The organism is Burkholderia sp. BCC1047, assembly GCF_902833155.1.
GTDB lineage: Bacteria > Pseudomonadota > Gammaproteobacteria > Burkholderiales > Burkholderiaceae > Burkholderia > Burkholderia sola.
In genome coordinates this window covers 1-21,199 of sequence record NZ_CADFEH010000027.1, presented here as the reverse complement: position 1 = coordinate 21,199, position 21,199 = coordinate 1, and the positions used below count along the sequence as shown (strand labels likewise).

The 21,199-nt window shown below is 67.7% G+C and carries 20 protein-coding genes; 17 read left to right on the top strand and 3 right to left on the bottom strand.

All coding sequences use genetic code 11. The features are described 5' to 3' along the window. Nucleotides 1–3: 3 nt before the first annotated feature. Entirely contained in the window at nt 4–1,062 is a 1,059-nt protein-coding gene (locus tag HWX55_RS24995) for an L-idonate 5-dehydrogenase (RefSeq protein ID WP_175977667.1), read from the top strand. A gap of 156 nt (nt 1,063–1,218) precedes the next feature. Here HWX55_RS24995 and HWX55_RS24990 read toward each other — a convergent pair whose 3' ends face one another. Next, complete coding sequence (locus HWX55_RS24990) at nt 1,219–1,941, bottom strand: FCD domain-containing protein (protein ID WP_175977666.1); 723 nt, start codon at nt 1,939–1,941, stop codon at nt 1,219–1,221. Between the two features lie 210 nt (nt 1,942–2,151). Between HWX55_RS24990 and HWX55_RS24985 the strand changes: the two genes are divergently transcribed. The 3 genes from HWX55_RS24985 to HWX55_RS24975 all read left to right on the top strand — a co-directional run bounded on the left by HWX55_RS24985 (nt 2,152) and on the right by HWX55_RS24975 (nt 5,130). Beyond that, nucleotides 2,152–3,471 (top strand): C4-dicarboxylate transporter DctA, encoded by a 1,320-nt coding sequence (locus HWX55_RS24985; RefSeq protein ID WP_175977665.1) that lies wholly within the window; start codon nt 2,152–2,154, stop codon nt 3,469–3,471. A 103-nt stretch (nt 3,472–3,574) separates the two neighbouring features. Continuing rightward, complete coding sequence (gene alc / locus HWX55_RS24980) at nt 3,575–4,582, top strand: allantoicase (protein ID WP_175977664.1); 1,008 nt, start codon at nt 3,575–3,577, stop codon at nt 4,580–4,582. A 14-nt stretch (nt 4,583–4,596) separates the two neighbouring features. Continuing rightward, entirely contained in the window at nt 4,597–5,130 is a 534-nt protein-coding gene (locus HWX55_RS24975) for an ureidoglycolate lyase (RefSeq protein ID WP_175977663.1), read from the top strand. A 91-nt stretch (nt 5,131–5,221) separates the two neighbouring features. On the opposite strand, the gene fur is transcribed toward HWX55_RS24975, so the two are convergent. Further along, on the bottom strand, nt 5,222–5,650 hold the full coding sequence (gene fur / locus HWX55_RS24970; RefSeq protein WP_006400349.1) for a ferric iron uptake transcriptional regulator: 429 nt from the start codon (nt 5,648–5,650) through the stop codon (nt 5,222–5,224). Nucleotides 5,651–5,791: 141 nt separating this feature from the next. Between fur and bamE the strand changes: the two genes are divergently transcribed. From bamE to HWX55_RS24925, 9 genes are all read left to right on the top strand, one after another. After that, on the top strand, nt 5,792–6,589 hold the full coding sequence (bamE, locus tag HWX55_RS24965) for an outer membrane protein assembly factor BamE (protein WP_050013833.1): 798 nt from the start codon (nt 5,792–5,794) through the stop codon (nt 6,587–6,589). A 66-nt stretch (nt 6,590–6,655) separates the two neighbouring features. After that, a complete protein-coding gene (gene dapB, locus HWX55_RS24960; RefSeq protein WP_175977662.1) occupies nt 6,656–7,453 on the top strand; it encodes a 4-hydroxy-tetrahydrodipicolinate reductase in 798 nt (265 codons plus the stop codon). 17 nt (nt 7,454–7,470) lie between these two features. Then, a complete protein-coding gene (locus HWX55_RS24955; RefSeq protein ID WP_175977661.1) occupies nt 7,471–8,139 on the top strand; it encodes a MotA/TolQ/ExbB proton channel family protein in 669 nt (222 codons plus the stop codon). 24 nt (nt 8,140–8,163) lie between these two features. Then, nucleotides 8,164–8,622, top strand: a complete 459-nt coding sequence (locus HWX55_RS24950) for a biopolymer transporter ExbD (RefSeq protein WP_175977660.1) — start codon at nt 8,164–8,166, stop codon at nt 8,620–8,622. 400 nt (nt 8,623–9,022) lie between these two features. Beyond that, nucleotides 9,023–11,617: a leucine--tRNA ligase gene (leuS, locus tag HWX55_RS24945; protein ID WP_175977659.1), complete on the top strand. Its 2,595-nt coding sequence runs from the start codon at nt 9,023–9,025 to the stop codon at nt 11,615–11,617. Nucleotides 11,618–11,655: 38 nt separating this feature from the next. Continuing rightward, entirely contained in the window at nt 11,656–12,207 is a 552-nt protein-coding gene (lptE, locus tag HWX55_RS24940; protein WP_050013828.1) for an LPS assembly lipoprotein LptE, read from the top strand. A gap of 18 nt (nt 12,208–12,225) precedes the next feature. After that, nucleotides 12,226–13,320, top strand: coding sequence for a DNA polymerase III subunit delta (gene holA / locus HWX55_RS24935; protein ID WP_069616762.1), 1,095 nt, complete (start codon nt 12,226–12,228; stop codon nt 13,318–13,320). 185 nt (nt 13,321–13,505) lie between these two features. Beyond that, entirely contained in the window at nt 13,506–14,777 is a 1,272-nt protein-coding gene (locus HWX55_RS24930) for a glutamate-5-semialdehyde dehydrogenase (RefSeq protein WP_175977658.1), read from the top strand. A 23-nt stretch (nt 14,778–14,800) separates the two neighbouring features. Next, nucleotides 14,801–15,223, top strand: a complete 423-nt coding sequence (locus HWX55_RS24925) for a CopD family protein (protein WP_175977657.1) — start codon at nt 14,801–14,803, stop codon at nt 15,221–15,223. A gap of 87 nt (nt 15,224–15,310) precedes the next feature. Here the strand turns inward: HWX55_RS24925 and HWX55_RS24920 are convergent, their stop codons facing one another. Beyond that, on the bottom strand, nt 15,311–16,159 hold the full coding sequence (locus tag HWX55_RS24920) for a MurR/RpiR family transcriptional regulator (RefSeq protein WP_050013824.1): 849 nt from the start codon (nt 16,157–16,159) through the stop codon (nt 15,311–15,313). Between the two features lie 294 nt (nt 16,160–16,453). Between HWX55_RS24920 and edd the strand changes: the two genes are divergently transcribed. The 4 genes from edd to HWX55_RS24900 all read left to right on the top strand — a co-directional run bounded on the left by edd (nt 16,454) and on the right by HWX55_RS24900 (nt 21,052). After that, nucleotides 16,454–18,310 (top strand): phosphogluconate dehydratase, encoded by a 1,857-nt coding sequence (gene edd / locus HWX55_RS24915; RefSeq protein ID WP_050013823.1) that lies wholly within the window; start codon nt 16,454–16,456, stop codon nt 18,308–18,310. A 19-nt stretch (nt 18,311–18,329) separates the two neighbouring features. Continuing rightward, nucleotides 18,330–18,956: a bifunctional 4-hydroxy-2-oxoglutarate aldolase/2-dehydro-3-deoxy-phosphogluconate aldolase gene (gene eda, locus HWX55_RS24910; RefSeq protein ID WP_006483410.1), complete on the top strand. Its 627-nt coding sequence runs from the start codon at nt 18,330–18,332 to the stop codon at nt 18,954–18,956. Nucleotides 18,957–19,173: 217 nt separating this feature from the next. Next, on the top strand, nt 19,174–20,535 hold the full coding sequence (locus HWX55_RS24905) for a GntP family permease (RefSeq protein ID WP_175977656.1): 1,362 nt from the start codon (nt 19,174–19,176) through the stop codon (nt 20,533–20,535). A 13-nt stretch (nt 20,536–20,548) separates the two neighbouring features. Further along, the gene (locus HWX55_RS24900) at nt 20,549–21,052 is read left to right on the top strand and encodes a gluconokinase (protein WP_175977655.1); all 504 of its coding nucleotides are present in this window, start codon (nt 20,549–20,551) and stop codon (nt 21,050–21,052) included. The last annotated feature ends 147 nt before the right edge of the window (nt 21,053–21,199 follow it).

Genomic DNA, 21,199 nt, shown 5'->3' with positions numbered 1-21,199 from the left:
GTCGTGCGTATGCGTTGCATGTGTGTCGTGATCCACGGGCCGAACGACCTGCGGGTCGAGGAGCAGGACGCGGGCGAGATCGGGCCGGGCCAGGTGCGCGTGGACGTCGCGATGGGCGGCATCTGCGGCTCCGACCTCCATTACTTCCGGCATGGCGGCTTCGGCGCGATCCGGCTGCAGCAGCCGATGGTGCTCGGCCACGAGGTCGCCGGCACGGTCGCGGAAGTGGCGCCGGACGTGACGTCGGTGCAGGTCGGCGATCGCGTCGCGGTCAATCCGAGCCGGCCGTGCGGCGCATGCCGCTACTGTCTGGAGGGGCTGCCGAACCAGTGTCTCGACATGCGCTTCTACGGCAGCGCGATGCGGATGCCGCACGTGCAGGGCGCGTTCCGCAACGCGCTCGTGTGCGACGCGGTGCAGTGCGTGAAGGTCGCCGATCACGTGCCGCTGTCGCTCGCGGCGCTCGCCGAGCCGTTCGCGGTCGGGCTGCACGCTGTGTCGCGGGCAGGCCCGCTGATCGGCAAGCGCGTGCTCGTGTCGGGTTGCGGGCCGATCGGCGTGCTGGCGGTCGCGGCGGCGCGCGTGCACGGCGCGGCGGAGATCGTCGCGACGGATGTCGTCGAAGCGCCGCTCGCGGTGGCGAGCGCGCTCGGCGCGGATCGCACGATCAATGCGGCGGCCGATGCCGGCTGGGTCGAGCGCTACAGCGCCGACAAGGGCACGTTCGACGTGATGATCGAGTGTTCGGGCAATGCGCGCGCGCTGCGCGACGGGCTCGACGTGATGCGGCCGCGCGGTGTCGTCGTGCAGCTCGGGCTCGGGGGCGACGTGAGCCTGCCGCAGAATGTGGTGGTCGCGAAGGAGCTGTCGATCTGCGGCTCGTTCCGCTTCCACACGGAATTCGCGCTCGCGGTGCAGTTGATCAACGCGGGGCGCGTCGATCTGCGGCCGGCCGTCACGCGCGTGTTTCCGATGCGCGACGCGAACCTCGCGTTCGAACTGGCGGGCGATCGCCAGCGTGCGATGAAGGTGCTGATCGATTTCGCGAACGAGGGCGCGTGACGGTGCGGCGTTAGCGTCGCGACGGCAGCGACGCCCTGGGCAAACGGGCACGCCCGCGATGCGCGGCGCGTGCCTTTTTCGTCGTGCGGCGGAAACGGATTGCCGGCCCGCCGCATGACTGCGTGACCGGCCGCGTGCCGACGCGGCGCCGGAGGATTACGCGCCGGGCGTCGGGAAGAACACGCCTGCGCGCTGCGCGGCGTTCGCGATGTGCGTTTCGATCGCGGTGCCGGCGGCGGCCGCATCGCGCGCGATCAGCGCGTCGACGATCGCGCGGTGCTCGTGCCACGTCGACAGCAGCAGCTCGCGCCGGTAGAACGGCATGCGCTGGCTTTCCTTCATGATGTCCGCGCTGCTGCGCAGGATCGACTCGATCGCCGCGTTGCCGGCCAGATGGATGATCCGCATGTGGAAATCGAAGTCGAGTCGCGATGCCTCGTCGAGCGCGCTTTCGGTCAGCGCGACGTGCAGGTCGGCGAGGTTGTCCTCGAACCACGCGATGTCTTCGTCGCTGACCACGTGCGCGGCCATCCGTGCGGCGAAGCCTTCGAGCGCATAGCGCATCTGGTAGGTGTCGGGCGGCGACGACTGCTCGGCGAATTGCCACGGATGCGCGGCCGACGCCTGCGCGCTTTCGACGTACACGCCCTTGCCCGCGCGGATGCGCAGCATCCCGAGCGCCTCGAGCGTCGACAGCGCCTCGCGCAGCGACGCGCGGCTGATCTCCAGCTCCTCGGAGAGCTGGCGCTGGGCCGGCAGCAGGCTGCCGACCGGATACACGCCTGCCTCGATCCGGTCGCGGATCGTCGCGATGGCGGCGTCGGTCACGGTGTGCGGAACGTTCTTCATGATATGAGCGATGGCCGGTCTGACCAGCATTGTAATGCGCACGCGGGCGGCGCATGAGCGGCCTACGGGTAAGCCACGATCGAGCCGATTTCGGTGCGTTCCGACCCCGCCGAGGGGCGGGAAATCCCTATTTTGTTCGTCCTTGACGCCACTATATCGGCTTCCTACTATCGACCATAACATCACTGGTCTTACCAGTATGAACAGACGAAACTGCAACCGTTGGATCGGGAGAGCGCCGTGTCGAAATTCCTCAATTCGCTGTTTGGCCGGGTAGTCGTCGCATTGATACTAGGGGTCGCGCTCGGCGCGTTCTTCCCGCATTTCGCCGAGTCGCTGCGTCCGCTCGGCGACGGCTTCCTGAAGCTGATCAAGATGGTCATCGGCCCGATCGTGTTCTGCGTCGTGGTCAGCGGGATGGCCAATGCGGGCGACCTGAAGAAGGTCGGCCGGGTCGGCCTGAAGGCCGTCGTCTACTTCGAGGTGATGACGACGCTCGCGCTCGGCATCGGGCTCGTCCTCGCCTGGGTCACGCGCCCGGGCGTCGGGATGAACATCGACCTGCGCTCGCTCGACGCGGCGTCGCTGTCGACGTACGCGAAGAACGCCGAAAGCCTGAAGGACACGGCCGGCTACCTGATGAAGATCATCCCCGACACCGCGATCGACGCGTTCGCGAAGGGCGACATCCTGCAGATCCTCGTGTTCGCGGTGCTGTTCGGCTCCGCGCTGTCGCTGCTCGGCGACAAGGCGCAGCGCGTCAATTCGCTGATCGAGGAACTGTCGCACGTGTTCTTCAAGATCATCGGCTTCATCATCAAGCTCGCGCCGCTCGGCGTGCTTGGCGCGATCGCGTTCACGACCGGCAAGTACGGCGTTGCGTCGCTCAAGCAGCTCGGCTACCTCGTCGCGGTGTTCTACCTGAGCTGCTTCGTGTTCGTCACGGTCGTGCTCGGCGTGGTGATGCGGCTCGCGGGCTTCTCGGTGTTCAAGCTGATCCGCTACCTGCGCGAGGAACTGTCGATCGTGCTCGGCACGGCGTCGTCGGATGCGGTGCTGCCGCAGGTGATGAGCAAGCTCGAGTACATGGGCATCAAGGATTCGACGGTCGGCCTCGTGATCCCGACCGGCTATTCGTTCAACCTCGACGGCTTCTCGATCTACCTGACGCTCGCCGTGCTGTTCATCGCGCAGGCCACCAACACGCCGCTGTCCACGCACGACCTGATCGTCGTGCTGCTCGTGTCGCTCGTCACGTCGAAGGGCGCGCACGGCATCCCCGGCTCGGCGATCGTGATTCTCGCGGCGACGCTGTCGGCGATTCCCGCGATTCCGGTGCTCGGCCTCGTGCTGATCCTGCCGGTCGACTGGTTCGTCGGCATCGCCCGCGCGCTGACCAACCTGATCGGCAACTGCGTCGCGACGGTGGTCGTCGCGGTGTGGGAGAACGACATCGACCGCGCTCGGGCGACGCGCGTGCTGAACCGCGAGCTGCGCTACGTGGCCGATGCGCCGGGCGGCGCCGCACCGGTCGCAGGTGATCAGGCCCACGCGCTCTGAATACACTCTCGCGCGGCGCGGCTTCCCCGGCCGCACCGCGCGACCGACCTTCATACGACCGGCGCGCTGATGCGCCGGCGCTTCTCAAAATAATGGAGACGACATGGCAGCCCCCATCCTCGATCCGAACGCGCCGGCTTTCACGCGGCGCTACATGAACCTCGCCGACCCGCGCCTGGGCGCGCAGGCGCTCTTCGCCAGCGACGAATTCTTCGCGCCGAAGGAGCGGATGCTCAATCCCGAGCCGGCCGTGTTCATTCCCGGCAAGTACGACGACCACGGCAAGTGGATGGACGGCTGGGAAACGCGCCGCAAGCGTACGACCGGCCACGACTTCTGCGTGGTGCGTCTCGCGCGGCCGGGCGTGATTTATGGCGTCGATCTCGATACGAGCCACTTCACCGGCAACTTCCCGCCGGCCGCGTCGATCGACGCGTGCGCGGTGGACGGCGACACGCCGCCGGACGACGCCGAGTGGCGCACGATCGTCCCCGCGACGACGCTGCAGGGCAATTCGCATCACTACGTGAGCGTCGACGATGCGCGGCCGGTCACGCACCTGCGTGTGAACCTGTATCCGGACGGCGGGCTCGCGCGGCTGCGCGTGTACGGCCAGCCGCAGCGCGACTGGCGCCACGTGCCGGCCGGCGAACTGGTCGATCTCGCGGCGATCGAGAACGGCGGCTATCTGGTGGCCGCGAACAACCAGCACTTCGGCCCGGCCTCGCAGATGCTGATGCCGGGGCGCGGCGCGAACATGGGCGACGGCTGGGAAACGCGGCGGCGCCGCGAGCCGGGCAACGACTGGGCGATCGTCGCGCTCGCGCGGCCGGGCATCATCCGGCGCGTCGAGGTCGACACGGCATTCTTCAAGGGCAATTTCCCCGACCGCTGCTCGCTGCAGGCCGCGCACGTGACGGGCGGCACCGACGATTCGCTCGTCACGCAGGCGATGTTCTGGGCCGAACTGCTCGGCGAGCAGAAGCTGCAGATGGACCGCGTGCACACGTTCGATCAGCTCGCGAAACTCGGCCCCGTCACGCACGTGCGGTTCAACATCTTCCCGGACGGTGGCGTGTCGCGCCTGCGTCTGTGGGGCGAGCCGGCTTGAAGGAGGGCAGCGGCATGAGCGGAACCCCGATCCTGCGCGTCGAGCGCCTGACCCGCGAAGCGTTCGCGCCGTTCGGCGACGTGATCGCGCTCGAAGGCGCGCGGCATTTCCCGATCAACGGCGGCACGACCGAGCGCTTTCACGATCTCGCGACGATCGACGTGTGCGCGGACGGCGGCCGGCCGCTCGTCAGCGTGTTTCGTGCGCAGCCGCGCGCGCTGCCGGTCGCGGTCACGCTGATGGAGCGCCACCCGCACGGCAGCCAGGCATTCATCCCGCTCGCGGCGGTGTCGCGCTACGCGATCGTCGTCGCGCCGGCCGGCGAATTCCGGCCCGACGCGATGCGCGCGTTCCTGGCCGAGGGCTGGCAGGGCGTCAATTATGCGAAGGGCGTCTGGCACCATCCGCTGCTCGCGCTCGATGCGGTCAGCGATTTCGTGATCGTCGATCGTGGCGGCCCGCAGCCGAACTGCGACGAGATCCCGCTGGAACGCGCGTGGGCGCTCGATTTCGAGCCGGCCTGCGCGTGCGCCGAAGGGTTTTCGTAAGCATGCCGGGCGCGCGGCACGCGCGCCGAAAAAGCACACGGCCCGGGCGGCGAGATGCCGGCCGGGCCGTGCTGTGTGCGGGTGGCGCGATTCAGTGCTTGCGGTGCGGGCAGTTCTCGGTCGTGCACGAACCGTACATCGCGAGCGAGTGCTCCTGGAGCCGGAAGCCGCGCTCCTTCGCGATCGCCTGCTGGCGGCTCTCGATCTCGGCGTCGAAGAATTCCTCGACGCGGCCGCAATCGAGGCACACGAGGTGGTCGTGGTGCGAACCTTCGTTCAGCTCGAACACCGCCTTGCCGGACTCGAAGTTGCTGCGCGACAGCAGGCCGGCCTGCTCGAACTGCGTGAGCACGCGATAGACGGTGGCGAGCCCGATGTCGAGCTGCTCGTTGAGCAGGTTGCGGTAGACGTCTTCGGCCGTCAGGTGGCGCACGGGGCTCTGCTGGAAGATCTCGAGAATCTTGAGGCGCGGTAGGGTGGCCTTTAGCCCGATATTCTTGAGATCCGTCGGATTGGTCATGGCTAGGCATCCCTAGAGTACAATGCAGGGCTTCAATGTTACCGGCTTTTCGCCGTTCCAGATATACGCGCGGCCTGCACGCGGGCCAGCACGGTGAAGGAAATGATCCCAGAATCGCTTTCGCACTTTCAGAGGAGTCGCATGCGGAGTGCCATCATCGCTGCCGCCGCCGTCGTCGCGCTGGCGGGTTGTTCGTCGTACGACAGCGTGACGCAGCGCATCGCGCAGAGCATCACGCCGTATCGGATCACCGTCGTGCAGGGCAACTTCGTGTCGCAGGAGAAGGCCGCCCAGTTGCAGGTCGGCATGACGCGCGAGCAAGTCCGCGCGCTGCTCGGCACGCCGCTGCTCGCGGACATGTTCCACGCGGATCGCTGGGATTACCTCTTCTACTTCAAGCGCGGCTCGACGTCGATCGTCCAGCAGCGCGACCTCGTGGTGACCTTCGCGGGCGATCGCGTCGCGAGCTGGACCGGCGCCGACAACCTGCCGTCCGAGCTCGACCTGCTCGCCGACATCGACGGCGACCGCGGCGGCAAGAAGGCGAAGGCCGCTGCCGCGGCGAAGAAGGCGTCCGAAGCCGCTGCGGCCGCGAGCGCCGCGCAGGCTGCCGCTGCCGCGAGCCCGGCTACCGAGCCGGCGCCGGGCGCGGTGGTCGACCAGGATGCGAATGCCCAGGCGGCGCGCGCGGCGAACCGCGCGACCAACCAGGTGTCGGGGCAGGGTTCCGGTTCGCGCCGGTTCACGCCGGCCGCGCAGGCCTCGGGCGGCGCGCCGGTGCCGGGCGGCCAGCCGCCGGGCGCCGCGCCGGCGATCCAGCCGCAGTTCCAGTTCCATCGTCCGCCGCAGCCGAACGCGACGAACGAAGCGGCGCCGCCGGTCGGCCCGCAAGGCTCGGACAACCTGCAGAACCAGCCGCTCACCGCACCGGCGCAGTAAGCGACCGGCGTGCGGAAACGGGGCGGCATGCGCCGCCCGCCTTTAGACCTGTCGTGTAAGAAAGCCATGAAGATTGCGATTGCCGGCGCATCGGGCCGAATGGGCCGGATGCTGATCGAAGCCGTTCTCAACGATGCCGACGCGCAGCTCGTCGGCGCGCTCGACCGCGCCGGTTCGCCGTTCCTCGGCCAGGACGCCGGTGCGTTCCTCGGCAAGGACACCGGGGTCAAGCTGACCGACGACCTCGACGCCGTGTTCGCGCAGGCCGACTATCTGATCGATTTCACGCGTCCGGAAGGCACGATGGCCCACATCGAGGCCGCGTTGCGCCACGACGTGAAGCTCGTGATCGGCACGACCGGCTTCAGCGCCGAGCAGAAGGCCGAGTTGCAGGCCGCGGCGGGCAAGATCGGCATCGTGTTCGCGGCGAACATGAGCGTCGGCGTGAACGTCACGCTGAAGCTGCTCGAATTCGCGGCGCAGCATTTCTCGCACGGCTACGACATCGAGATCATCGAAGCGCATCACCGCCACAAGGTCGACGCGCCGTCGGGCACCGCGCTGATGATGGGCGAGGCCGTCGCCGGCGCGCTCGGCCGCTCGCTCGACGACTGCGCGGTGTATGGCCGCCATGGCGTGACGGGCGAGCGCGATCCGTCGTCGATCGGCTTTGCCGCGGTGCGCGGCGGCGACATCGTCGGCGACCACACCGTGCTGTTCGCCGGGATCGGCGAGCGCATCGAGATCACGCACAAGTCGTCGAGCCGCGTGTCCTACGCGCAGGGCGCGTTGCGTGCGGTCCGCTTCCTGTCGGCGCGCGGCGCCGGCCTGTTCGACATGCAGGACGTGCTCGGCCTGCGCTGACCCGCGAGGAAACTCCGATGGCGATTCCCACCGGCGTTGCCCACTACCTCGAAAGCGGCGATGCGATCACGCATGCCGTCTCCTATGTGCTGCTGGCGATGTCCGTCGCCAGCTGGTGCTTCCTCTTGATGAAAGCCTGGCTGCTGGTCCGCGCGAAGCGGCAGGGGCCGCGCGCGCTCGCCGCGTTCTGGCGCGCGCCGTCGCTCGATGCGGGCATCGCCGCGCTGGCTGGCGCCGATCGCGAGCGCGTGTTCGTGCCGCTCGCCGAAGCCGCGCGCGACGCGGCCGACGACCACGACCCGGCCGCGCTGGCCGCGCGCGTCGAGCGCAGCGAACGCGTGCTGCGCGCGTTGCGTCACGCGATGCTGCGCTCGCAGCGGCGCCTCGAATTCGGCCAGGTGCTGCTCGCGTCGATCGGCAGCACCGCCCCGTTCGTCGGGCTGCTCGGCACCGTGTGGGGCATCTATCACGCGCTCGGCAGCATCGCCGCGAGCGGGCAGGCGCAGATCGAGAACGTCGCGGGGCCGGTCGGCGAGGCGCTGATCATGACCGCGTTCGGACTGGTCGTCGCGATTCCCGCGGTGCTCGCGTACAACATCCTCGGCCGGCTCGTCCGGCAACTCGCCGAGGAACTCGACGGCTTCGCGCGCGATCTGCACGTATTCGTGTGCGCGCAGGGCGCCTGACGCGCCGGCTCCGGAGGAACGACCATGGCATTCGGCGGGCTCGAGCACCACAAGACGTCCGCGCCGATGGCGGAGATCAACATGACGCCGCTGATCGACGTGATGCTCGTGCTGCTCGTCATCTTCATCATCACCGCGCCGCTGATGACGCACGCGATCCGGCTCGACCTGCCGAAGGTCGCGGCGAGCGTCGCGCGCGACACGCCGCAATCCGTCACGCTGTCGATCGACGACGCGGGCAAGCTGTACTGGGACGACGCGCCCGTGGCGCTCGACGCGCTGCCTGAGCGGTTCAAGGCCGCCGCCGCGAGCGCAGCGCCGCCCGAGCTGCGGCTGCGCGCGTCGCGCGCGACGCGCTACGACGTGATCGCGCAGGTGATGGGCGCCGCGCAGGCCGCGGGCCTCACGCGGATCGGCTTCGTGACCGACGTGCCGCCGGCGGGGAGCGCCGCCGCACCGGCCGCCGCCGGCGCGAAACCCTGATACGCCGTCGTTGCGGGTCATAGGGCCTGTTCACGCTAATAACGGGCTTGCGAACGTGCCTTTGCGCCCCTCCCCCAAGGGGACTTCCTTCGGGCGCAGGCAAGAAGAGAGGAGGCGCAATAGCCGTAGCTATTGCAACGACGAACGACGCCGCCATGCGGGCGCAAAGGCACGTTCCCCTGTTTGGAAAAATTCATTCGCGGGGCCAGCGCAAGCCCGTTATTAGCGTGAACAGGCCCTAGCCCGCGAGACCGGCCGTGTGGGCCCGCCCGGGCGGTATAATCGACGTTTTTCCCGGCCCGGAACCGGTTAGCCCGTTCCCGTGCCGGGCACGCACGAATTTCGATCCAATCCTGCGCGCGAGCCGTCGCGCCGCTTAAAGCCTAGCCCGAACCACACCATGCACGAGAGATACGTACCCGCCGACGTCGAAGCCGCCGCCCAGGGCGACTGGCGCGCAGCCGATGCCTACAAGACGAAGGAAGATTCGCAGAAGCCGAAGTTCTACTGCGTGTCGATGCTGCCGTACCCGTCCGGCAAGCTGCACATGGGTCACGTGCGCAACTACACGATCAACGACGTGATGTACCGCTATCTGCGGATGAACGGCTACAACACGCTGATGCCGATGGGCTGGGATGCGTTCGGGATGCCGGCCGAGAACGCCGCGATGGCGAACGGCGTGCCGCCCGCGAAGTGGACCTACGACAACATCGACTACATGAAGGGCCAGATGCAGTCGATGGGCCTCGCGATCGACTGGTCGCGCGAAATCGCGACGTGCAAGCCCGAGTACTACAAGTGGAACCAGTGGCTGTTCCTGAAGATGCTCGAGAAGGGCATCGCGTACAAGAAGACGGGCACCGTGAACTGGGACCCGGTCGACCAGACCGTGCTCGCGAACGAGCAGGTGATCGACGGCCGCGGCTGGCGCTCGGGCGCGCTCGTCGAGAAGCGCGAGATCCCGATGTACTACCTGCGCATCACGCAGTACGCGGATGAGCTGCTGAACGATCTCGACGGCCTCGGCTGGCCCGAGCGCGTGAAGATCATGCAGCAGAACTGGATCGGCAAGAGCTTCGGCGTAAACTTCGGCTTCCCGTACGAACTCGACGGCGAGCAGAAGCTGCTGCGCGTGTTCACGACGCGCGCCGACACGATCATGGGCGTCACGTTCTGCGCGATCGCGGCCGAGCACCCGCTCGCCACGCGCCTCGCACAGGACAAGCCGGAACTGCTCGCGTTCATCGAGGAATGCAAGCGCGGCGGCGTGGCCGAAGCCGACGTCGCGACGATGGAGAAGAAGGGCGTCGCGACCGGTTTCTCGGTCAAGCACCCGCTGACCGGCGAGCCGGTCGAGGTGTGGATCGGCAACTACGTGCTGATGAGCTATGGCGAAGGCGCGGTGATGGGCGTGCCGGGCCACGACGAGCGCGATTTCGCGTTCGCGAAGAAATACGATCTGCCGATCAGGCAGGTGATCGCGAGCGAAGGGCAGACGTACTCGCTCGACGCATGGCAGGAGTGGTACGGCGACAAGGACACCGCGGTCTGCGTGAACAGCGGCAAGTACGACGGCCTGCGTTACGCGGAAGCGGTCGACGCGGTCGCGGCCGACCTGAGCGCCGGCGGCTTCGGCGACAAGCAGGTCACGTGGCGCCTGCGCGACTGGGGCGTGTCGCGCCAGCGCTACTGGGGCACGCCGATCCCGATCATCCACTGCCCGTCGTGCGGCGACGTGCCGGTGCCGGAAGCCGATCTGCCGGTCGTGCTGCCGGAAGACCTCGTGCCGGACGGCTCGGGCAACCCGCTCGCGAAGTCCGAAGCGTTCCTGAACTGCACGTGCCCGAAGTGCGGCGCGGCCGCGAAGCGCGAAACCGACACGATGGATACCTTCGTCGATTCGTCGTGGTACTTCTCGCGCTACACGGCGCCGGACGCCGAGACGATGGTCGACGCGCGCACCGATTACTGGATGCCGATGGATCAATACATCGGCGGCATCGAGCACGCGATCCTGCACCTGCTGTATTCGCGCTTCTGGACCAAGGTGATGCGCGACCTCGGCCTCGTGAAGTTCGGCGAGCCGGCGAAGAACCTGCTCACGCAGGGGATGGTGCTGAACGAGACGTACTACCGCGAGGACGCGGCGGGCAAGAAGACCTGGTACAACCCGCTCGACGTGACGGTCACGCACGACGACAAGGGTCGCCCGGTCGGCGCGACGCTGAATGCGGACGGTCAGCCGGTGGTGCTCGGCGGCATCGAGAAGATGTCGAAGTCGAAGAACAACGGCGTCGATCCGCAGCTGCTGATCGACCAGTACGGCGCCGATACCGCGCGCCTGTTCACGATGTTCGCGGCGCCGCCCGAGCAGCAGCTCGAGTGGTCGGGCGCGGGCGTCGAAGGCGCGAGCCGCTTCCTGCGCCGCGTGTGGAGCTTCGGCGCCGGTAATCGCGAAGCGCTCGCCGCGCGCGCCGGTTTCGACGCGGCGACGCTCGGCGACGCCGACAAGGCGCTGCGCCGCGAGATCTACAGCGTGCTGAAGCAGGCCGATTTCGACTACCAGCGCCTGCAGTACAACACGGTCGTGTCGGCCGCGATGAAGATGCTGAACGCGATCGACGGCGCGAAGGGCGCGACGCCGGCCGTGCTGCGCGAGACGTACGGCGTGCTGCTGCGCGTGCTGTACCCGGTCGTGCCGCACGTCACGTTCGAGCTGTGGAAGGCGCTCGGCTACGCGGACGAATTCGGCCCGCTGCTCGATGCGCCGTGGCCGAAGGTCGACGAGGCCGCGCTCGAGCAGGCCGAGATCGAACTCGTGCTGCAGGTGAACGGCAAGGTGCGCGGCGCGCTGAAGGTCGCGAAGGACGCGAGCCGCGACGCGATCGAAGCGGCGGCGGTGGCCGACGAGGCATTCGCGAAATTCAGCGACGGCAAGCCGGCGAAGAAGATCGTCGTCGTGCCGGGCCGCCTCGTGAACATCGTCGTCTGACGGCCGCCGGCCGTCGGACGTACCCAGAAGGAGCGAAGGTGATCCGCAGATCGTTTTTGATGCTCGTCGGCAGCGCGGTCGTGCTGTCGGCATGCGGCTTCCAGTTGCGCGGCCAGCAGGACTACGCGTTCAAGCACCTGTTCGTGGCCGGCGCGCCGGCGTCCGTCGGGGCGCGGCTCACGCGCCTCGTCGAGGCCGGCAGCGACACGAAGATCGTCAAGTCGCCGGACGACGCCGACGCCGTGCTGCGCATGTGGGAGTCGCGTGGCCAGAACACGCTGACGCTCAACAAGTACGGCTCCGCGCAGGAATACGCGCTGTTCTACACGCTGAACTACACGCTGACGAGCAAGGACGGCACCGTGCTGATCCCGCCGAGCGCGATCGCGCTGAACCGCGCGATGACGTACAGCGACCAGTACACGAACGCGAAGGCGCAGGAAGCCGACATCCTGTACGGCGACATGCAGAACGACGCGGTCGACCAGCTGATGCGGCGTCTCGCGATCGTCCATTCGCTGACGCCGGCGCCGGAGGACGTGGTGCCGGGCGTGGCGCCGCGCGCGCCGCTGCCGCCGCCGCCGCTCTGATCGCGGGCGCACGCAGCGATGCAATTGCGACTTGATGCGCTGGAGCCGCACCTCGCGAAGGGGTTGGCCGGGCTCTATACCGTCTACGGCGACGAGCCGCTGCTCGCGCAGGAAGCGTGCGACCGCATTCGTGCGGCCGCGCGCGCGGCCGGCTTCACCGAGCGTTCGGTGCATACGGTCGAGCGCGGCTTCGACTGGAGCGTGCTGCTCGGCGCGACCCAGGCGATGTCGCTGTTCGGCGAGCGCCAGCTGATCGAGCTGCGCATTCCGTCGGGCAAGCCCGGCAAGGAAGGCGCCGATGCGCTGAAGACGCTCGCGGCCACGCCCAATCCGGACGCGCTGATGCTCGTCACGTTGCCGCGCCTCGACGCGGCCACGCAGAAATCCGCGTGGTTTACCGCGCTGCAGAACGGCGGCGTCGCGCTGAAGATCGATCCGGTCGACCGCGCGCAACTGCCGAACTGGATCGGCCAGCGCCTGTCGATGCAGGGCCAGCGCGTCGCATCCGGCGACGACGGGCGCCGCGCGCTGCAGTTTATCGCCGAGCGCGTCGAGGGCAACCTGCTCGCCGCGCACCAGGAAATCCAGAAGCTCGGGCTGCTGTATCCGCAGGGCGCGCTGTCGTTCGAGCAGGTGCACGACGCGGTGCTGAACGTCGCGCGCTACGACGTGTTCAAGCTGAACGAAGCGATGCTCGCCGGCGACGCCGCGCGGCTCGCGCGGATGATCGACGGGCTGAAGGGCGAGGGCGAGGCGATCGTGCTCGTGATGTGGGCCGTCGTCGAGGAGCTGCGCACGCTGCTGCGGATCAAGCGCGGCACGACGGCCGGCAAGCCGCTCGCGACGCTGCTGCGCGAGAACCGCGTGTGGGGGCCGCGCGAGCGGCTGATCGCGCCCGCGCTGAACCGCGTGTCGGAAGCGGTGCTCGAAAAGGCGCTCGCGTTCGCCGCGAAGCTCGACCGGCAGGTCAAGGGGCTCACGGCGGTCACGCCGGGCCGCCGCACGCAGGACGAACCGCCGCCCGATCCGTGGGACGGTCTGTTCCAGCTCGCGATGACGGTCGCGGGCGCCCGCGGCGAGCGACCGCCGACCGCGGGTCGCGTGCGACGCTAAGTCCCGTTCGGGCCTTCAGCGCGCGCTGCGCAACCTGCTTACAATGCTTCGATGACCGGGGCGCCGCCCTGCGCGGCGCGGTTTTGCGGCCGTTACCCCGGCCGGATGGTCGTCCCCGGATAGCCGTCCCCCGCTTCCCCCACGAATTCATGCCGCTCCGCGCGGCTCGCTTCTCGAGTCACACGATGGATATCGATCAGTACATGACCGACCTGGGCCGTCGCGCCCGGCACGCTTCCCGCGCGATGGCGCGCGCCAGCACGGCTGCGAAGAACGCGGCGCTCGACGCCGTGGCCCGCGCGATCGAACGCGACGCGCAGGCGCTGAAGGACGCGAATGCACGCGACGTCGCCCGCGCCCGTGAAAAGGGGCTCGATGCGGCGTTCGTCGACCGCCTGACGCTGTCGGACAAGGCGCTGAACACGATGGTCGAAGGGCTGCGTCAGGTTGCGTCGCTGGCCGATCCGATCGGCGAGATCGGCAACCTGAAGTTCCGCCCGAGCGGGATCCAGGTCGGCCAGATGCGCGTGCCGCTCGGCGTGATCGGGATCATCTACGAATCGCGCCCGAACGTGACGATCGACGCGGCCGCGCTGTGCCTGAAGTCGGGCAACGCGACGATCCTGCGCGGCGGCTCCGAAGCGCTCGAGTCGAACGCGGCGCTCGCGAAGCTGATCGGCGAAGGGCTCGAGGCGGCGGGCCTCCCGCAGGACGCGGTGCAGGTCGTCGCGACGGCCGATCGCGCGGCGGTCGGCAAGCTGATCACGATGACCGAATTCGTCGACGTGATCGTGCCGCGCGGCGGCAAGAGCCTGATCGAACGACTGATCAACGAGGCACGCGTGCCGATGATCAAGCACCTCGACGGCATCTGCCACGTGTACGTCGACGATCGCGCCGATCTCGACAAGGCGCTGACCGTCTGCGACAACGCGAAGACGCACCGCTACGGCACCTGCAACACGATGGAGACGCTGCTCGTGTCGAGCGGCATCGCCGCGAAGCTGCTGCCGCCGCTCGGCAAGCTGTATCGCGACAAGCAGGTCGAACTGCGCGTCGATGCGGCCGCGCGCGCGGTGCTCGCCGATGCGGGCGTCGGACCGCTCGTCGACGCGACCGAAGAGGACTGGCACACCGAGTATCTGGCGCCGGTGCTTGCGATCAAGGTCGTCGACGGCCTCGACGCCGCGATCGAGCACATCAACCATTACGGCTCGCATCACACGGATGCGATCGTCACCGCGGATCACGACCGCGCGATGCGCTTCCTGCGCGAAGTCGATTCGGCGAGCGTGATGGTCAACGCGTCGACGCGCTTCGCGGACGGTTTCGAATTCGGCCTCGGTGCGGAAATCGGCATCTCGAACGACAAGCTGCACGCGCGTGGCCCGGTCGGCCTGGAAGGGCTGACGTCGCTGAAGTACGTCGTGCTCGGGCACGGCGAAGGCCGTCAGTAAGTCAACCGCGAGGCGCACAATCGATGGCAATGCTCTGGGTCAAGACGTTCCATGTCGTTCTGATCGCCGCGTGGTTCGCGGGGCTGTTCTACCTGCCGCGCATCTATGTGAACCTGGCCATGGAGACCGATCCGGCCGCGGTGCGGCGCCTGCTGCTGATGGCGCGCAAGCTGTTCCGCTTCATGACGATGATCGCGGTGCCCGCGCTCGCGTGCGGGCTGTGGCTGTGGCTCGTGATCGGCATCGGCCAGGGGCAGGGCTGGATTCACGCGAAGGTGACGGTCGTGCTGCTGCTGATCGTCTATCACGCGTATTGCGGGCACCTGCTGCGGGTGTTCGAGCGCGGCGAGAACCGCCGCACCGACAAGTGGTATCGCGTGTTCAACGAGTTGCCGGTGCTCGGCATGCTCGTGGCGGTCGCGCTGGTCGTGATCAAGCCGTTCTGAGTTCGCGGCAACTCACGGCCGGCGGTCGATGCGCAACGGCGCCCCTCGGGGCGCCGTCGTTCGTTTACGCGCGGCGTTCCGCGACGACTAGTCCTTCGTCGGGTCGTCGATCCGGCGTCGCGTGATCGCTTCCTTCGCGCGGCCGACGCGCTCCATCAGCGCCGGCCCGCGCGACAGCGCGACGCCGACCGCGAGGATGTCGCCGATCGCGAGATGCGACATCCGCGACGTCATCGGCGAGAACACGTCCGTTTCCTCGGCGACGTTCGACGCGAGGCTGACCGTCGCGAGCTTCGCGAGCGGCGAATGGCTCTGCGTGATCGCGACGACTTTCGCGCCGCATGCGAGCGCGGAGCGCGCGGCGTCGACGATGTCGCGCGTGCGGCCGGTGTTCGAGATCGCGACGACGACGTCGTGCGGCCCGAGCAGCGCCGACGACATCGAGAACGTGTGCGGATCCGAATACGCGACGCTCGGCACGCCGAGCCGGAAGAACTTGTGCTGGATGTCCTGCGCGGCGATGCCCGAGCCGCCGGCGCCGTAGAACTCGATCCGCGACGCGTTCGACAGCAGCGCGATCGCGTCGGCGACGCTGCCCGCCGACAGGCTGTTGCGCACCTCGATCAACGCGCCGATCGTGCGGTCGAACACCTTGCCGATGATGCCGGGCGCCGGCTCGTCGGGCTCGACGTCGCGGTACACCGACGACACGCCCGGCGCGACGCTCTGCGCGAGCCGGATCTTGAATTCGCGAAAGCCGCTGCAGCCGAGCGCCTGGCAGAAGCGCGCGATGGTCGGCTGGCTGACGCCCGCGCGGGTCGACAGCTCGGTCATCGCGAGGTCGAGCACCTCGCGCGGCGCGGCGAGGATGTAGTCGGCGAGCTTGCGCTCGGACGGGCGCAACTCGGCGCGGATCGCTTCAATGCGAGGCAGCATGGGACGGCACGTGGAAATCGGGTTCGGATGAGCGAGTGTATCGCAATCGAATTGTAGAAAATCTACATGAAAATACTAGCGCAATTGCAGCGGTTTCGATGTGAGGTTAGCCACGCGAATTAGGGTTTTCACTGATTAAAGCCTTGCTGGTGGCGGGAATAAGGGTTGCGGGGAAACCGATCCGCATTGCGTGCTTGTAGTTTTTCTACTAGACTTGCTTCGTTCGATCGACGAAGCTCGATCGTCCCCACGATTCCAACCGCCGGTGTCGGCCGGCATACAGGAGCGCCCAGCATGACGTCGCTGCACCCCACTCTGGCGAAGGTCACCGAACGCGTGATCGCCCGCAGCCAATCGACCCGTTCCGCCTATCTGCAGCGCATCGACGGCGCGCAAGGCAAGTTCCCGGCGCGCGGCGCGCTGTCGTGCGCGAACCTCGCGCACGGCTTCGCGGGCCTCGAGGGTAACGACAAGTTCTCGATCAAGGCGATTCGCGAGCCGAACATCGGCATCGTGTCCTCGTACAACGAGATGCTGTCCGCGCACGCGCCGTACAAGGATTTCCCCGAGATCATCAAGGCGGCCGCGCGCGAAAACGGCGGGGTCGCGCAGTTCGCGGGCGGCGTGCCGGCGATGTGCGACGGCGTCACGCAGGGCAACCCGGGGATGGAGCTGTCGCTGTTCTCGCGCGAAGCGATCGCGATGGGCACGGCGATCGCGCTCACGCACAACATGTTCGACGCGGCGCTCTGCCTCGGCATCTGCGACAAGATCGTGCCGGGCCTCTTGATCGGCGCGCTGCAGTTCGGCCACCTGCCGACGATCTTCGTGCCGGCCGGCCCGATGACGAGCGGCCTGTCGAACGACGACAAGGCGAAGATCCGCCAGCAGTTCGCGACCGGCCAGGTCGGCCGCGACGCGCTGCTCGAAGCCGAATCGGCCGCGTATCACGGTCACGGCACCTGCACGTTCTACGGCACCGCGAACAGCAACCAGATGCTGATGGAGCTGATGGGGCTGCACCTGCCGGGCTCGGCATTCGTTCACCCGCACACGCCGCTGCGCACCGCGCTGACGGCCGAGGCCGCGCGCCGCGTGCTCGATCTGACCGTCGAGCGCGGCCAGTACACGCCGATCGGCCATGTGATCGACGAAAAGGCGATCGTCAACGGGATCGTCGCGCTGCTCGCGACGGGCGGCTCGACCAACCACACGCTGCACCTCGTCGCGATCGCGCGCGCGGCCGGCATCCTGATCGACTGGAACGACTTCGACGAGCTGTCGGCCGTCGTGCCGCTGCTCGCGAAGATCTACCCGAACGGCAAGGCCGACGTGAACCATTTCCATGCGGCGGGCGGTGTCGCGTTCCTGGTGCGCAACCTGCTCGAAGGCGGGCTGCTGCACGAGGACGTGACGACGGTCGCCGGCAAGGGGCTTGCGCACTACACGAAGGAGCCGAAGCTGATCGACGGCAAGCTGACGTGGGTCGACGGCGCGGCCGAGAGCCACGACACGAAGGTGCTGCGCGGCATTCGCGACCCGTTCCAGCCGGACGGCGGCCTGCGCCTGATGCAGGGCCGGCTCGGCCGCGGCGTGATCAAGATCTCGGCGGTCGCGCCCGAGCACCGCAAGGTGAAGGCGCCCGCGATCGTGTTCGACTCGCAGGAAGCCGTGCAGGCCGCGTTCGATCGCGGCGAGCTGAAGCGCGATTTCGTCGCGGTGGTGCGCTTCCAGGGCGCGCGCGCGAACGGCATGCCCGAACTGCACCGTTTGACGCCGCTGCTCGGCGTGCTGCAGGATCAGGGCTTCCACGTCGCGCTGGTCACCGACGGTCGCATGTCGGGCGCGTCGGGCAAGGTGCCGGCCGTGATCCACGTGTCGCCGGAAGCGCTGCTGGCCGGCCCGATCGGCAAGGTGAAGACGGGCGACATGCTCGTGATCGACGCGGAAGCCGGCGTGCTCGACATCGAGGTCGACGACGCCGAGTGGCACGCGCGCCCGGTCGCGCAGCCGCAGCACCAGGCCGAGAACGAAGTCGGGTTCGGCCGCGAACTGTTCGGCGTGTTCCGCGCGGCGGCCGCACCGGCCGAGCAGGGCGCATCGGTTTTCGGGACGCTGGTCGGCGAAACGGCCGCCAGCGTCGCCGCATGAATTTCAAGGAGCCAATTCAATGAAGACGATTGCTGAAATCGTGAAGCTGGGCCCGGTCATTCCGGTGCTCGCATTCGACTCGGTCGAGCAGGGCGAAAACGTGTCGCGCGCATTGCACGCGGGCGGCGTGAAGGTGCTCGAGATCACGCTGCGCACGCCGGCGGGCCTCGAGGCGATCCAGCGCGCGAGCCAGCTCGCGGACGACATCGTCGTCGGCGTCGGCACGATCACGAAGCCCGAGCACTGCGCGCAGGCGAAGCGCGCGGGCGCGACGTTCGGCGTGTCGCCGGGCCTGACGAAGGAGCTGCACCTCGCGTCGCTCGACGCGGGCCTGCCGCTGTTGCCGGGCGTGATGACGCCGAGCGACATCATCCAGGCGCTCGAATTCGGCTACGACATCGTGAAGTTCTTCCCCGCGCAGCAGGCGGGCGGCGTGCCGATGCTGCAGGCGTTCCACGGCCCGTTCCCGGCGCTGAAGTTCTGCCCGACCGGCGGCATCACGGTCGATACCGCGCCGAACTTCCTGAAACTGCCGAACGTCGTGTGCGTCGGCGGCTCGTGGCTCACGCCGAAGGCCGCGCTCGCCGCGCAGGATTGGGCCGAAGTCACGCGCCTCGCGCAAGCGGCGAGCCAGCTGCCGCGCTAAAGCTTGTACAAAACGACGATTCAGCCCTCGGAAAGCAAGCGTTAGTGCTTGTTTTACCGAGGGTTTTTGCTGATGGAACCGGTTCTATCCGCGGATCGCAAAGATAAGTAAAATTCAGCGTCCTGACGGGGGGGTACCCCCGTGTTTCGGAGACCTGCATAGCCGGGCATACTCGCAACGACTCGCCCGGTTCGAACAATTCTAGGAGGAGTGCCACATGGGGGCCGTCCAAGGCAGCATGCTGCTCGTATTCACGCTGATCGCGATTGCCGCGCTGATCCTGATGATCGCGCGCTACAAGATCTACCCGTTCCTGGTGCTGATCATCGTTTCGCTCGGCCTCGGCCTCGTCGTCGGCATGCCGATGGACAAGATCGTCAAGTCGTTCGAAACCGGTACCGGCGGCACGCTTGGCCACATCGCGATCGTCGTCGGCCTCGGCACGATGCTCGGCAAGATGATGGCCGAATCGGGCGGCGCCGAGCGGATCGCGACCACGCTGATCGACTGGTTCGGTGAAAAGAACATCCACTGGGCGATGATGTTCGTCGCGATCATCGTCGGCCTGCCGGTGTTCTTCGAAGTCGGCTTCGTGCTGCTGATCCCGATCGCGTTCAACGTCGCGAAGCGCACCGGCAAGTCGCTGCTCGTCGTCGGCCTGCCGATGGTGGCCGGCCTGTCGGTCGTGCACGGGCTGATCCCGCCGCACCCGGCCGCGCTGCTGGCCGTCCAGCAATACGGCGCCGATATCGGCAAGACGATCGCGTTCGGCCTCGTCGTCGGCGTGCCGACCGCGATCATCGCGGGCCCGCTGTTCGCGCTGATGATCTCGAAGTTCGTGAAGCTGCCAGAAAACAACCCGCTCGCATCGCAATTCGTCGATTCGCGTACGGACGGCGGCAAGCGCGAACTGCCGAGCTTCGGCATCACGCTGTTCACGATCCTGCTGCCCGTCGTGCTGATGCTCGTCGGCAGCTGGGCCGACCTGGTGTTCACGCCGAAGTCGCTGCCGAACAACCTGCTGCGTTTTGCCGGCAACTCCGACGTCGCGCTGCTGATCGCCGTGCTCGTGAGCTTCTTAACCTTCGGCGCGAAGCAGGGCTTCAACCGCGACCAGATCCAGAAATTCTGCGGCGAGTGCCTGGCGCCGATCGCCGGCATCACGCTGATCGTCGGCGCGGGCGGCGGCTTCGGCGGCGTCCTGCGCGACAGCGGGATCTCGCAACAGATCGTCGAAACCGCGAAGCACGCGCATCTGTCGCCGCTGCTGCTCGGCTGGTTCGTCGCGGCGCTGATGCGTCTCGCGACGGGGTCGGCGACGGTCGCGATGACGACGGCCTGCGGCATCGTCGCGCCGATCGCGGCGGCGTCGGGCGCGGCGGTGCGTCCGGAGCTGCTGGTGCTCGCGACGGGCTCGGGCTCGCTGATCTTCTCGCACGTCAACGACGGCGGCTTCTGGCTGATCAAGGAATATTTCGGGATGACGGTCGGCCAGACGTTCAAGACCTGGTCGCTGCTTGAAACCATCATCTCGGTGCTCGGTCTGAGCTTTACGCTGTTGCTGAGCGTGGTTCTGTAACAAGGGGTAGTCAATGATTCTGATCGCAATGGGCGTGTCGGGCGCGGGCAAGTCGCTGATCGGCGAAATGCTGGCGGAACGCCTGTCGTGCAGCTATACCGATGGCGACGCGTTTCACAGCGCGGCGAACAAGGAAAAGATGCACCACGGCATTCCGCTGACCGATGAAGACCGCTGGCCGTGGCTGCGCACGATTCGCGCGGCCATCGAGGAAAAGCAGCGCGCGGGCGAAACCGCCGTGTTCACGTGCTCGTCGTTGAAGCGGTCGTACCGCGACGTGCTGCGCGGCACCGACACCGACGTGCGGTTCGTGTATCTGAAGGGGTCGTTCGAGGTGCTGCAGGAACGCCTGAAGAGCCGCACCGGCCATTTCTTCGATCCGTCGCTGCTGAAGAGCCAGCTCGACACGCTCGAGGAGCCGGGCCCGGACGAAGCGATCGAGGTCAGCATCGAGCTGACGCCAGAGCAGATCGTCGATCAGGTCATGCTGAAGATCGGCCTCGCGCATCAGCACTGAGCGCGGTTCGCGGTCATCGTCATCGAAAAAGGCGCCTTCTGAACTGCACCCCAAAAGTTGGACACTAGTCCAACCTTTGGGGTGTTTTACATGACGAAGTACAACGAGCAGTTCAGACAAGGCATCGTTGACGAGTATCTGGCCGGC